Below are 13,519 nucleotides of genomic sequence, written 5' to 3'. Positions count from 1 at the left end.
GTGCCTGTCATGGGTGCATCCCAGGGAATCACCAGCTTGCCTTCGTCCAGTTCTTCCTGCGCGAGGAAATCCGGCACTAGGGCCAGGCCGCAGCCAGCCCGGGCGGCGCTGATGACCATCTCGAAGCTGTCGAACCGGGGGCCGTAGTAGCTGTGTTCACTGTAGAGCCCCTGGGTGCGGAACCAGTCGTGCCATTGTTCCGGCCGTGAGGTCATCTGCAGCAGCACATGCCGCAACAGGTCGTCCGGCTGCTGCAGGGGCGCCTGGGTCAGCAGGCCGGGGGCGCAGACTGGGATCAGGCGTTCTTCGCGCAGGGCAATGCACTCCGCTCTGGGCCAGACCCCCTGGCCGAAAAAGAAGGCGACATCGATGTTGGCCTGGTCCAGGTCAATGGGTTCGGCCCGGTTGCTGATGTTGAGCACGATACTGGGGTGGCGAAAGCGAAAGCCGTTCAGCCGCGGCATCAGCCAGCGTGCGCCGAAAGTGGGCAGTGTGCTCAGGTTCAGCACCTCGTTCTCGCCGCCATAAGCCTGCATATAGCGGGTCGATGCCTCGACCTGGTTCAGCACCTGCCGCACGTCGGCCAGATACAGCATGCCTTCTGTGGTCAGTTGCAGCCGGCGGCGCACGCGCCGAAACAGCGGGTGCTCCAGTATGGCCTCCAACTGGGCGACCTGTTTGCTGACCGCGCTCTGGGTCAGGTTCAGCTCTTCGGCGGCGCGGGTAAAGCTGAGATGGCGGGCCGCCGATTCGAAGCATTGCATGGCCGACAGGGTGGGCAGGTGGCGACGGGGCACAGCGGTTTATCCATGAAAAAAAGGAATGATCATCATCATAATGATCGTTTGAGCCCAAGCAAAGGCGCGATTTACTCTGGTTCAGTCATTTTATGAAGGGGAGAGCGCCATGATCGACGACCTGATGCAACGCCTGGGTGTGCCGGACAATCTCTACCAAGGTGGCAACCTGACCGTGACCACACCCGTGGATGGCCGGATGATCGGTGAGCCCACCCTGCACACGGCGGAGCAGCTCCGCGCGCAGATCGATAGGTCGCAGCAGGCGTTCGAACAGTGGCGTCAGGTGCCGGCGCCGCGCCGGGGTGAACTGGTGCGTTTGTTTGGCGACGAGTTGCGCCAGCACAAGGAGGACCTGGGCAGGCTGGTCACGCTGGAGTGCGGCAAGATTTATCAGGAAGGCTTGGGCGAAGTGCAGGAGATGATCGACATCTGCGATCTGGCGGTCGGTCAGTCGCGCCAGTTGTTCGGCCTGACCATTGCCTCGGAACGGCCCGGCCATCATATGCGCGAAAGCTGGCATCCGCTGGGCCCGGTCGGCCTGATCACGGCGTTCAACTTTCCCGTGGCGCCCTGGGCCTGGAATGCTGCGCTGGCGCTGGTGTGTGGCAACAGCCTGCTCTGGAAGCCCTCTCCGAAAACCCCGCTGACCGCACTGGCCTGTCAGGCGCTGCTGGAAAAAGCCATGGCCCGGTTCGGCTCTGATGCGCCAACGCATCTGAGCCAGGTAGTGCTGGGTGATACTGAGCTGGGTGAAATACTGGTGGACGATCGGCGTGTAGCCCTGATCAGCGCCACCGGCAGTACCCGCATGGGCCGTGCCGTGGCGCCGCGTGTGGCCAGCCGCTTTGGCCGCTGCATCCTGGAACTGGGCGGCAACAACGCCATGATCATGACCCCCAGTGCCGATCTGGATATGGCGGTGCGGGCGATCCTGTTCTCGGCTGTGGGCACGGCCGGTCAGCGCTGCACCACCCTGCGCCGCCTGATTGTGCACCGCAGCATTCAGCAGGAGGTGACCGAGCGGCTGCGCACAGCCTATGCCGGCATTCGCATCGGTGACCCGCTGGCGGACAACCTGGTCGGCCCGCTGATCGACCTGCAGGCCTTCGAGCAGATGCAAGAAGCACTGGTCACCGCCCGCAGCAAGGGCTACACCGTCACCGGCGGAGAGCGCGTGCTGGCAGCGGAGTATCCCGATGCCTACTACGTGGAACCGGCCATTGTGGAAGTGCCCGCGCAGGATGATCTGGTGCGCGCGGAGACCTTTGCGCCCATCCTGTATGTGATGCCTTATGAGTCCTTCGACTCTGCCATCGCCATGCAGAATGATGTACCGCAGGGCCTGTCGTCCTGTGTGTTCACCACCGATGTGCGTGAAGCGGAGCAGTTTGTCTCCGCCACCGGCAGCGACTGCGGTATCGCCAACATCAACATCGGGCCCAGCGGCGCGGAGATCGGAGGGGCCTTTGGCGGCGAGAAGGACACCGGTGGCGGCCGGGAATCCGGTTCCGATGTCTGGAAAAGCTACATGCGCCGACAGACCAACACGGTGAACTATTCACGTGAACTGCCGCTGGCGCAGGGCATTCAGTTCGACTGAGAGCACGGGAGGATCCCATGCAAGCGCACTGCATCTGGGAGATCGATTGCAGGGAGCCGGAGCCTTCAGCGCCGCGCCTGCAGGCGTCGCTTGAGGCCGATGTCTGCGTGATCGGCGGTGGCATTACCGGGCTGTCGACAGCGCTGCATCTGGCCGAGCAGGGCGCTTCGGTGGTGGTGCTGGAGGCACAGCAGATCGGTGCTGGCGGCTCGGGCCGCAATGTGGGGCTGGTCAATGCCGGCTTGTGGATCCCGCCCGATGACATCACGGACACGCTGGGGCAGGTCGATGGTGAGCGCGTCAACGCCGTGCTCGGCAAGGCGCCACAGCGGGTGTTCGAGCTGATCGAGCGCCACCGGATACAGTGTGATGCCACCCGCACCGGTACCCTGCATATGGCGCACAATGCCAAGGCCATCGGCGAGCTGGAGCGGCGGCAGCAGCAGTTCAGCCAGCGCGGTGCCCCGGTGACGCTGCTGCGCGGTGCGGAATGCGAACGGCTGCTCGGTACCAACAAGGTGCCCGCCGCACTGCTGGATGCCCGCGCCGGCACCATCAACCCGCTGGGGTATACGCGCGGCCTGGCCCGTGCGGCCGAGCAGGCGGGTGCGAGGCTGTACAGCCACAGTGCTGCCCAGGGGCTGCAGCGAACCCCTCAGGGCTGGTCGATTCCCACCTCCGAGGGGCGTGTGACCGCGCAGCAGGTGGTGCTGGCGACCAATGCCTATACGGAAGCCGCCTGGAATGTGGTCCGCAAGCACTGTTTTCCCGGGTATTTTTATCAGGTCGCGTCAGAACCGCTGGAAGGCACAGCCGCGGAGGCCATACTGCCCGAACGTCAGGGCTGCTGGGACACCCGCACGGTGCTCAGCAGCATTCGCCGGGATGCGCACGGGCGCTTGATTCTGGGCAGCCTGGGGCGGGGAGACACCAAGCCCGAGGCCTTCGTACGGGCCTGGGCCAACCGCATTCAGCGGCACTATTTCCCGCAGCTGGGGCGGGTACGGTGGCAAACCACCTGGACCGGTCGCATTGCCTTCACGCCGGAACATACGCTGCGCGTGTTCTCTCCGGCCGAAGGCTTGCTGGCGGTCACCGGCTACAACGGCCGCGGCAACACCACGGGCACCATGGTCGGCCAGGGTCTGGCCAACTGGATATTGCACGGCAAGGACGACGACCTGCCCCTGCCCATCCGGGACTCCGACCCGGTCACCGGCATTCCGTTGCGCAGCCTGGCCTACGAATCGGGCTTCACGCTGTATCACGCCGGGCAGTGTCTGCGGGTGGTGTGAGGGAATACACCCAAGCTGACGCTTTGCCTCAGACACAAAAAAACCACCTCGAGGGTGGTTGTCTTGTGCCAATGGCCCGCCCGAGAGGATTCGAACCTCTGACCTCTGCCTCCGGAGGGCAGCGCTCTATCCAGCTGAGCTACGGGCGGTCTGTATTGGAGGGCTGAATTGTAGGGATGGCCCGTTGCTTTGTCCAGCCCTCGTGAGTCTCGGATGCGCTCAATCCCCCAGGTTATTGATGATCCCGTTGACCATGGCCTGCAGATCCCCGGTTCCACGAATATCGGCGGTTCGGGTTGCGGGGTCAGCGAGGGCGGCTACAATTCCACGCTGCATCAGTGCGGCTGTTTCCAGGGCCTTGCTGTTGTCGTGGCGCTGGCCGAGCCACTCGATCAGCATGCGCGTGGATTCGATCATGGCATAGGGATTTGCGAGGCCCTTGCCGGCAATGTCGGGTGCTGAACCGTGCGTGGCCTGGGCCATGGCAATGTTGCCCCGCCCGAGGCAGAGCCCAGGGGCCATGCCCAGCCCGCCGACCAGTCCGGCGGCTTCGTCGGTGAGAATGTCGCCGAACATGTTGGTGGTGACAACCACATCGAAGGCCTGGGGATTGCGCACCAGGTGCATGGCGAAGGTGTCGACAATGACCTCGTCGATCTCGACATCCGGGAAGTCTTCCCCGGCCTTGTAGCATTCCTCGACGAACATGCCGCAGCCCAGCTTGAAGACGGTGTTCTTGTGCACCACGGTCAGCCGCTTCTGGCGAGCCTGTGCCAGTTGCAGGGCTGCTGTGGCGACCTTGCGGCTGCCTTCACGGGTAATGACCCGAACCGAAATCGTCACATCTTCGGTGGGCCGAAACTCGCCGCTGCCTGCGACCACATTGCGATCCGGCTGAAACCCTTCGTTGTTCTCCCTGACAATAACCAGGTCGATATCATCATAGACACAGCCGATATCAGGGTAGGAGCGCGTTGGTCGTACATTGGCAAACAGGTCGAAATGCTTGCGCAGGATGGGGTGCGGGTTGATGGCGCCTTCCACTTTCGGGTAGTCGCGATGTCCGATGGGCCCGAGAATGAAACCATCAAAAGTGGCCAGGGCATCCAGAGTGCCTTCAGGCATGGTGGAACCGTGGGTGTCCAGGGCGGTGCGGCCGATGGGCATCGGCCGCCAGTCGATATCAAGGTCGGTTCGATCCGCCGCCGCGCGGGTGATGTCGACGGCAGCCGGCACAATTTCATGACCGATGTCGTCGCCATTCAGGATGCCCAGAGTAAGTGCAGACATGGCAAAGCTCCTGAGGTGTTGTTGTTCCGGTGGGATAGATGGGCGATCTGGGATGCCGCGATCAGGCGGCAGCCCGGGATAACGACCCAATTAACGGGGGACGGTGGCGCGGGCCAGGGTGCTGACATCGGTCAGATCGGCAAAGCCCCATGCTTCCTTGAGCAGCTCTTCTGCCTGTGCCTTCCCGATTACCAGCGCAGCCTGATCCACGAATTTGGTATCCAGTTGGTCGTTGGTCAGGGGTTTTTCGAAGGAACCTATGGCGCGCTCTACCTGCTTGCTGATCACGCGGCCGTCTCTCAGGGTTGCCTTGATGGATACCGCAGCTTCGTGGCAGTTGGGGTCGGTCTCCACCTTGACTCGGCGGCGCATGTCGATCAGTTCCGGCGCATTGACGGCTTCGTCGGTAAAGGCCGTGGGTGTGCCATCACGTCTGAGCAGTGCCGTGGCAGCGGAATGAAAGACACTGAACTTGCCTTCCAGTCCGGTCTTCGGCTCCGGCTTGCCGGTCAGTTCCAGTACCAGCGGGTGGGTGACCAGGTCAACACGCTCGATGTTCTGCACATCATCGCCCAGTTCCTCTGACAGCTGAATACAGCCATCGATAGTGGGGTGGATGACAATGCCACAGGCGAACGGTTTGTAGGAGTTCAGTGCGGCTTCCCAGTTTTCCCCGAGGCCACCCAGAATCTCGTCGTAGTCCTGCTTTTCGGACATGACGTTGGCGAAACCTCTGGGTGCTTCGATTGCCTTCTCCGAAGAATCATAGTCCGCTTTCGCCAGGTAGGCGGCCAACGCGCCATTCTGGGCAGCTCGGCCCGGATGGAAGCTCTTGGTCATGGTGCCGAACATTTCCCGCAGGCCTGATGACTGCGTCGCCGCAATGCCGAGTGCCCAGGTCATCTGCTGCTCATTCAGTTCAAGCAGTCGTCCGACTGCTGCTGCTGCCCCCATGACGCCTGTGGTACCGGTGATGTGCCAGCCTCGGTCATAATGATGCGGGTAAACCGCATTGCCGATGCGGCACTCGACTTCGATGCCAACGATCAGTGCGTTGAGCAACTGCTTACCGGTCACCGGCTGTCGCTCGGCCACAGCAAGCAGTGCAGAAGCGACCGGGCCGGCCGGATGAATGATGGTTTTCAGGTGGGTGTCGTCATAGTCCAGCACATGTGAAGAGATCCCGTTGAGCAGTGCGGCATGCAGTGCATCGAGTCTCTCGCTGCGCCCGAGAACAGTTGAAGTGGGGTCGCCGGAGAACGGGCTGACACCGGCCAGGGCTCGATCCACTGTTTCATGCATGGCGCCACCTACTGCGCACCCTAGCCAGTTAACAAAAGTTCTTACGCCTTCCTTCTGGGTGGCTTCGGGGATGTCGTTGAGGTCGCAACCTACTATCCACTCTGCCAGGGCGCGAGTTACGTCAGTTCTCTGGGTCATGCTGTGCCTCTCTGTTCTGCCATCCACTATAATTTATATAAAATACTAAATCATGTGATGTGACTTGTGTCAATCAGATTCTAATAAGTCTTTTGAAATCAATGGGATAAGATTTTCAGTGCCCAAGTGTGGTGCACATGATTGTCAAAAAATTGCGGATCAGGGTTGCAACTGATCTCCGTATGGCTACTATAAATTATATAAGATATTGTTTAGGTTAGTTTGCAGCCTGGACAACACAACGCGAATCATCCCTGAGCAAGCAGGGTCGTCGGATGCCACTGCAACAATAGAGTGACAACAAATTAGTGCGACAGTTTGCCAGCCAGGGCCAGTAACGAAGACAACAACAAAAGCACAAGCAGGAGAGACGCGATGTTTAAGCCAAAACTGTTGGTAACAACTCTGATTGCCCTTCCTTTAGCCTTGCCGGCTATGGCAGATGGTTGGCCTCCGGAAGAATTGAATCTGGTCACCCACTCCAGCTCGGGTGGTGGCGGAGACGTGATGATGCGCAACCTTGGCCAGACCATGGAAAGCGAGTTTGGTATCAGCACCGTGGTCGACAATCGGGTAGGGGGTTCTGGTGCAGTAGCACTCAGCTGGCTCGCCAACCAGGCACCGACCGATGGCACTGCCATCATGTCAGTTACGCCCACACAATTGATCACCCCGCTGCGGGCTGACGGCATTCCCGGATATCAGGATGTGACGCCGATTGCGCGTTTGTTTATCGATCCGTCTACCCTTTATGTGCATGAGAACAGTGAGTTCGAGACCATTGAAGAACTGCTGGAACATGCTCGAGAAAATCCTCGCTCATTGAGTATCGGTATTGGCAGCGCAGGGTCACTGGATCAGTTGGTATTGCAGAACTTTGAAGCGGCAACCGGTATCGAAGTGCGTACCGTACCACACGAAGGCGGAGGTGATGCCGTGGTAGCGCTACTGGGTCAGCACGTCGATGCCGTGGTGGGTGAGCCCGGCCAGGCTCTGACGCACCTGGATAATGGTACGCTGCGCATGCTGACGGTATTTCAGGAAGAGCGTCTCGATGCCTATCCGGACGTGCCGACGCTGAGCGAAATCGGCTACGAGGTGGTGTCCAACAAGTTCCGCGGTGTCTTTGGCCCGCCGGGGATGGACCCCGATCTGGCAAACGAAATCGCGGACAAGCTGAGTACCCTGTATGAAGCCGAGCCCTGGAATACCTACTGGGTTGAAGGCAGCATGAACCCGGCGTTCCTGGGGCCTGATGACTTTGTATCCTTCCTCGATGGCGCTAATGAAGAGATGGGTGACTTCATCGAGAGTCTGGAGTAAGCATAAGCAGGCAGGTTTGATAGGGCTTGCCTCAGGCGGCCTGCCCGGCAAGCCTCGCAGTCGACCAATGTTGGTTGGCTGCGGGGTCAGGCACTATAACGATAAGTTGTGTCAGGATGGATCTCCAATGCTACTGAAGAATGTAATTTCCGGCCTCGTGTGTCTTGTTTTGGGCGCGCTACTCTGGTGGATAGCGGGTGATGTGCCCAGTTTCACCGCGACGGATGAACTGGGCGGACGTTTCTTCCCGCGCCTGATCGCTGCCATGATCATGTTGGCCAGTGCCGGTCTGATCATCACCGGCGCTCTGGGTATAGAGATAGCCGGTGGTCAGGTGGGCGGCAAGAAAGGCCAGGCCCAGGCACCGCAGGTCAGTAAAGAGGACGAGGAGCCGGTCGAAACCGCTCATGTGTTGGGCGTACCTGTAGGCACTGCGAGACTGATTTCGTTCGTTTTGGTGATGCTGGTCTACACCCTGATTCTTGATGTGATCGGTTACATCCCAGCCTCGCTGGTCACGTTCGCGGTCATGATCTGGATCGCCGGAGAGCATCGTCCGGTGCGGGTGATACTGGGTTCAGTGGTGATCACGGCATTGCTCTACACATTGTTTGCCATCGTTTTCGGAATGAATGTCCCCGAAGCCTCGTTGTTCTGACGCTGACCAGGCGCAGACTCCGAATTCCCTATTGATAGGTTGACGTCCAGAGGAATCGAATCATGATCGAGGTGTCAGCGATCTTAGAGGCGTTATTGAATGTATTGACGCCCTACACACTGTTTTTCCTGGTACTGGGGGTACTGATCGGCATTGTTGCCGGCATTCTGCCCGGTATCAACGGTGCCATCGGCATCAGTCTTATTCTGCCGTTCACTTTCGGCATGGAGCCCGCCACCGCGCTGATCATGATGTTGGGGCTGTGGGGTGGCCAGAACTTCGGTGGCGGTGTCACTGCCGCTCTGGTTCATGCGCCTGGAGCAGCCTCCGGGGCGGCAACCCTGTTCGATGGCTATCCGATGGCCCAGAAAGGCCAGGCTGGCAAGGCGCTGGGCATAATTTGCGTGTCGTCGTCGATCGGCTGGTTTCTCAGCACCATCATGCTGGCGGTGATTGCCATTCCGCTGGCGGCATTTGCACTTCGCTTCAGCGCGCCGGAGTACTTTGCCGTGGGGATCTTCGGCTTGAGTATGGTGGCCAGCATGGCCACGAAAAACATCTTCAAGGGGGCCATAGCTACCCTGTTCGGCCTGGCCATTGTCACTATCGGCACTGATCCTTTCAGTGGGCTGCCTCGTTTTACTTTTGGCCGTTTCGAGCTGATGGATGGCATCAACTTTCTGGTCGTGATGATCGGTGTCTTTGCCATTGCCGAGGTGCTGGTTCAGGTCCAGAAGCCCAATGTCCAGGCCAAGGTCAAAAAGTTCTCGCGCGAGCTGCCTTCCTGGCGGGAAATCCGTGCGCTGCTGCCCACCATGTTCCGTTCGGCAGGCATCGGCATGCTGGTCGGTACCGCGCCGGGCGCCGGCGGCTCCATAGCAGCCTTTATCGCCTACAACGAAGCCAAGCGCTTTTCGCGCAAGCCGGAGGAGTTCGGCTATGGTTCGCAGGAAGGACTTGCAGCGCCTGAGGCCGCAAACAATGCCACGGAGGGCGGTGCCATGGTGCCGCTGCTTGCCTTGGGTATTCCCGGGTCTGGTGCTGCAGCCGTTATTTTGGCGTCCATGATTCTGTATGGCCTGCGTCCGGGCCCCCAGATCTTTACCGAACAGCCGGTTCTCGTATACAGTCTGTTCTTCGGTTTGGCCCTTGGTGCAGTGGCGCTGCTGATCCTCGGTCTGTTGCTGACGCCCTATCTGGCGCTGGTGATGCGTATTCCGAAACCCTATCTGATCACCGGGGTGGCGGGCATCGCCTTCATGGCTGCCATGGCCATTACCGGCCTGCTGTTTGATGTGCGACTGGTGCTGCTGTTCGGTGTTGTGGGGTATATCATGCGCAAGCTTGATTTCCCGCCTGCGCCCATGATTCTGGCGCTGGTGCTCGGGTTCATGATCGAGACCTCCCTGCGCCGTGCCCTGATCATGTCGGATGGTGACTGGTCGATATTCATGACCCGACCGATAGCGGCAACCATTCTCGCTGTTGCAATACTGAGCTTCCTGTACCCGATGTTGCGGGAGATTGTCGGCAGGCTTCGCCAGCGTTCGGCCAAACAGTAACGCCATTGTCCTCGAATGAGTGTGTGAAGGCCTCGGTTGCCGAGGCCTCTTTTGCACCGGAGCCGGTTGATGCCGACTCCGGTTTTTTTTGCTCAGAGGGTAATAAGAATGCCGCCGCAGGCGAGTGCCAGCACGGCCGCCCAGGCCGGGAGTTTCCAAACGGTAAGCATCAGGAAGCCGGTCAGCGCCAGGGCGAACTCAAGTGGGCCGACAACCGCACTGGTCCACACCGGCTGATAGAGAGCAGCACCCAGAATACCCACCACGGCGGCGTTGGCACCGCTCATCAGGGCGCGGGCGCTGCTCCAGCTGCGAAAGCGTTCCCAGTGCGGCAGCACGGCAATCAGCAGCAGCAACCCGGGCAGGAAGATCATGACCAGAGCCAGGGTAGCGCCGAGCAGGCCGCCACCAAGCGGCGTCATGACGGTGCCCAGATAGGCAGCAAAGGTGAACAGAGGGCCCGGCACGGCCTGGGCGGCCCCATAGCCGGCGAGGAATTCATCCGCAGTGACCCAGCCGGACTGCACCACTTCCGCTTCCAGCAGCGGCAGCACCACATGGCCGCCGCCAAACACCAGCGCCCCGGCGCGGTAGAAGGCATCCATGACCTGCAGAGTGGCCGTGGGATTGAGCCAGACCAGCAGGGGCAGGCCTGCCAGCAGGGCCACAAAGACTACGCCGGCCAGATTGCCCGCACGCACTGACACCGGCATTGTCAGTGGGTTCTGCTCACCGGTCTCGGCCTGGGTCCGGCACAGCACCATGCCGGCCAGCGCGCCTACAACTATGGCCGCCACCTGACCCAGCGGGCCGCTGACCAGTACCACGGTGAATACGCCGGCCAGGGCAATGCCGGCGCGCTGACGGTCAGGACAGAGGTTCTTCGCCATGCCCCAGACCGCATGCGCGACAATGGCCACGGCGGCTACCTTGAGCCCGTGAATGATGCCCTGACTGATGGGGTCGCCGAGTGCAGAAGCCCCCAGGGCAAACAGCACCAGCAGCAAGGCCGAAGGCAGGGTAAAGGCCAGCCAGGCAGCGGCCGCACCCAGGGGACCGGCACGCATCAGGCCCAGAGCGAAGCCCACCTGACTGCTGGCGGGTCCGGGCAGGAACTGACACAGGGCAACCAGGTCGGCGTAGGCCTTCTCAGTCAGCCAGCGGCGGCGCTCGACAAACTCGGTGCGGAAATAACCCAGGTGGGCGATGGGGCCGCCAAAGGAGGTCAGCCCAAGCAGCAGAAAGGCGCCAAAGACTTCTCCGAGGCGCCCGGTGACGGAAGATGATGATTGTGTCATGGTTGAATTATAACCTGATTGCAGTTTGCCCGACCACATTCATGTTCGCAGCCAGGCCAGCAGAGGTGGCAACAGAAGTGAGACGCCGCCCAGTATGATCAGTATCTCCATCAGCCGGGTGTGGAGCCTGGAGGAGGTGCGCTGCACCAGCCATCGACCCAGGTAATTGCCCGGAATGGTCAGACAGCCGAGCATCAGACCCATCAGCAGCAAGGAAGAATTCAACACCTCCTGCTGTCCGAACGCGATCATCTTGGTGATGTTCACGGCGGTGGAAATGGCTGCATCCGTTGCCAGGAACGTCTGCCCCGTGAGGCCGGCACCGAGCAGCAGCGGGGCCAGGAACATGCCCATGCCGGTGGTGGTGCCTGATCCCAGACCGAACAGCCCGGAACCAATGGCCAGGCCTCGAAATCCGACTCGGACCCGCCGTCTCTGACAGAAGCGACTGACAGGGACTGCAAGTACAAGAAAAATACCCAGCATCAGGGAAATGGCTTCGGCGCTCAAGCGGGCGTATATCAGAGTACCGAGCAGTGTGCAGGGCAGGGCACAGGCCAGGGTGATGGCCAGTACACGACCATCCAGCAACTTGCGATAGATCCAGAGCCGGTGTCCGTTGGCCAGCAACATGGCCACACTCACCACCGGGACCACAGCTTTGGCGCCCAGGATGGGCGCCAGAACGGGTGGCAGAATCAGCCCGCCGCCAAAGCCGGACAAACCGCCAGCCAGTCCGGCCAGCAAGGCCGCCAGCATGACCAGGATGAACTGCAGTGCTGTGGCACTGTCAATCGGCAGACCGAGTTCCATTCCTTAGCGGATCAGCTCGCAGCGCATGGTTCAGCCCTTGAGGGCCGCAGCAGAGAAGGTCTTCTGACTGCCAAACAGTCCGTCCGCATAGCGGGCGAGCTGCTCCGCATTCAGGCCTTTCCACTGTCCGAAATCCAGATTGGCCTGACACTTGGTGAGCAGTTGCTGGCGCGTCAGGGGTTCGCGTATGCCACCGCGCAACTGGCCCTGAAATTCTGTCACCACATCGCCGTTCTTGAGTTTGGCATCCACCTGACCGGTATAGTTGTGCGGGTACTCGTTGCCGGGGTCCACCTTGAAGCGAATGCGCGATGTAAGATCCAGCACGTCCTTGTTGCGGATGGCCCGCTCGGTGAATTCTGCCAGACCAGCATCCCCGTACAGCAGGCCGGCGGCTACGGTGTAAGGGCCGCTGAATTTGGCGGCATAGGGGGTCGGCGGTGCCTGTTTGAGATCAAGCGGTTCCCAGAGGCGATGCACGGTGCCTTCCCCTACATGGCAGACGATGTCCACGACATCCTCGGGTTTGATGCCCTGGTCGGCGAGGCGGACCGCACAGTCGATGAAGGGTTGCGTCATGGTGCCGCAGGCATAGGGCTTGAAGGCCACATTGGCTGCTTCCCAGCGCTCACCCAGATCGTCCAGCAGCTCGCTTAGATCTGGCTCAATCGAGGGCGCGAAGGCCCTGTACAGGCCGTGCACACCCTCGAAAACCGAAACCGGGCCCATGAATCCGGCGCCACCCATGGCTGCAGCCCGCAGCCCGGACTGTGCCGCCCAACCCGCATGCATGCGTTTGGTCCAGGAGCCGTCGGCCAGGTATTCTATAATGCCGGCAGACATGCTGGCCGATACACCCAGAACGTCTTTCAACTGCTCTGCGGACTGGCCTCGAGCAACGCCAATGCCCAGGGCCGCGGCGACCGTACCCAGCACGGAAGTGGGGTGAAAACCGGCTGTATGTACGCCCTTGCGGGCCACAACGCCCAGGCGGCACATGACTTCCATGGCCACTGCCAGACCCAGGGCCACACGCCCCTCCGAAAGCTGATAGGCCTCACCGGCAGCAAACAGTGCGGGAACCACTACCACACCGGAATGTACCGGGCATCCTTCATAGGTGTTGTCGAAGTCTTCGCCATGGCCCGTGGTGCCGTTGATCAGAGCCGCATCATAGGGGCTGCGGGTTTGGGCGTGACCAAACACGGTGCACTCCCCCGGGGTGTCGGCAGCCTGGTCCACGGCCCGGCCATAGTCGGTGTCCAGTGAGGCAATGGAAAGTGCAACGGTGTCCAGTACCGTATTGGCAACGGCATCCCTGACCGCCTGCGGAAGGTCGTTTTCCTGCAGCTCGGCGGCCCACTCTGCCAGTTGTTCAGACACGGAGTGCTGTTGGCTTGCATTGGGTTTCTTTGCTGTTGTCATGATGTTTTCTCCGTC

General features: G+C 60.8%; 11 protein-coding genes and 1 tRNA gene. 5 read left to right on the top strand and 7 right to left on the bottom strand.

Features of this window, described 5'->3' with window-relative positions; all coding sequences use genetic code 11:
- Positions 1 to 797: LysR substrate-binding domain-containing protein (locus E4656_RS08975; RefSeq protein ID WP_135482854.1), on the bottom strand; the 797-nt coding region annotated here is incomplete at its 3' end.
- Between the two features lie 109 nt (positions 798 to 906).
- Here E4656_RS08975 and amaB point away from each other — a divergent pair.
- A complete protein-coding gene (amaB, locus tag E4656_RS08970; RefSeq protein WP_135482853.1) occupies positions 907 to 2,400 on the top strand; it encodes an L-piperidine-6-carboxylate dehydrogenase in 1,494 nt (497 codons plus the stop codon).
- Positions 2,401 to 2,417: 17 nt separating this feature from the next.
- The gene (amaA, locus tag E4656_RS08965) at positions 2,418 to 3,695 is read left to right on the top strand and encodes an L-pipecolate oxidase (protein WP_135482852.1); all 1,278 of its coding nucleotides are present in this window, start codon (positions 2,418 to 2,420) and stop codon (positions 3,693 to 3,695) included.
- A 72-nt stretch (positions 3,696 to 3,767) separates the two neighbouring features.
- Here amaA and E4656_RS08960 read toward each other — a convergent pair.
- From E4656_RS08960 to E4656_RS08950, 3 genes are all read right to left on the bottom strand, one after another.
- Positions 3,768 to 3,844 (bottom strand) — tRNA-Arg (locus tag E4656_RS08960).
- Positions 3,845 to 3,914: 70 nt separating this feature from the next.
- Positions 3,915 to 4,985, bottom strand: coding sequence for an isocitrate/isopropylmalate dehydrogenase family protein (locus E4656_RS08955; RefSeq protein ID WP_135482851.1), 1,071 nt, complete (start codon positions 4,983 to 4,985; stop codon positions 3,915 to 3,917).
- Positions 4,986 to 5,075: 90 nt separating this feature from the next.
- A complete protein-coding gene (locus tag E4656_RS08950) occupies positions 5,076 to 6,425 on the bottom strand; it encodes an MmgE/PrpD family protein (RefSeq protein WP_135482850.1) in 1,350 nt (449 codons plus the stop codon).
- A gap of 375 nt (positions 6,426 to 6,800) precedes the next feature.
- Here E4656_RS08950 and E4656_RS08945 point away from each other — a divergent pair, with 375 nt between their 5' ends.
- The 3 genes from E4656_RS08945 (at position 6,801) to E4656_RS08935 (ending at position 9,968) form a co-directional block, all read left to right on the top strand.
- A complete protein-coding gene (locus E4656_RS08945; RefSeq protein ID WP_135482849.1) occupies positions 6,801 to 7,748 on the top strand; it encodes a Bug family tripartite tricarboxylate transporter substrate binding protein in 948 nt (315 codons plus the stop codon).
- Positions 7,749 to 7,875: 127 nt separating this feature from the next.
- Positions 7,876 to 8,406, top strand: a complete 531-nt coding sequence (locus tag E4656_RS08940; RefSeq protein WP_167855993.1) for a tripartite tricarboxylate transporter TctB family protein — start codon at positions 7,876 to 7,878, stop codon at positions 8,404 to 8,406.
- Positions 8,407 to 8,468: 62 nt separating this feature from the next.
- Positions 8,469 to 9,968: a tripartite tricarboxylate transporter permease gene (locus tag E4656_RS08935; protein ID WP_135482847.1), complete on the top strand. Its 1,500-nt coding sequence runs from the start codon at positions 8,469 to 8,471 to the stop codon at positions 9,966 to 9,968.
- A 92-nt stretch (positions 9,969 to 10,060) separates the two neighbouring features.
- Here E4656_RS08935 and chrA read toward each other — a convergent pair whose 3' ends face one another.
- From chrA to E4656_RS08920, 3 genes are read right to left on the bottom strand one after another with little or no spacing between them, the layout of a single operon-like run.
- The gene (gene chrA, locus E4656_RS08930; RefSeq protein ID WP_135482846.1) at positions 10,061 to 11,266 is read right to left on the bottom strand and encodes a chromate efflux transporter; all 1,206 of its coding nucleotides are present in this window, start codon (positions 11,264 to 11,266) and stop codon (positions 10,061 to 10,063) included.
- A gap of 39 nt (positions 11,267 to 11,305) precedes the next feature.
- On the bottom strand, positions 11,306 to 12,079 hold the full coding sequence (locus tag E4656_RS08925; RefSeq protein ID WP_135482845.1) for a TSUP family transporter: 774 nt from the start codon (positions 12,077 to 12,079) through the stop codon (positions 11,306 to 11,308).
- A 30-nt stretch (positions 12,080 to 12,109) separates the two neighbouring features.
- Positions 12,110 to 13,504: an MmgE/PrpD family protein gene (locus E4656_RS08920; protein WP_135482844.1), complete on the bottom strand. Its 1,395-nt coding sequence runs from the start codon at positions 13,502 to 13,504 to the stop codon at positions 12,110 to 12,112.
- Between the last annotated feature and the right edge of the window lie 15 nt (positions 13,505 to 13,519).

Origin of the sequence: Natronospirillum operosum, from assembly GCF_004768465.1 — a bacterium.
Classification (GTDB): domain Bacteria; phylum Pseudomonadota; class Gammaproteobacteria; order Pseudomonadales; family Natronospirillaceae; genus Natronospirillum; species Natronospirillum operosum.
The sequence above is the reverse complement of the archived record's forward strand: the minus strand, read 5'-3'. Positions and strand labels throughout refer to the sequence as shown.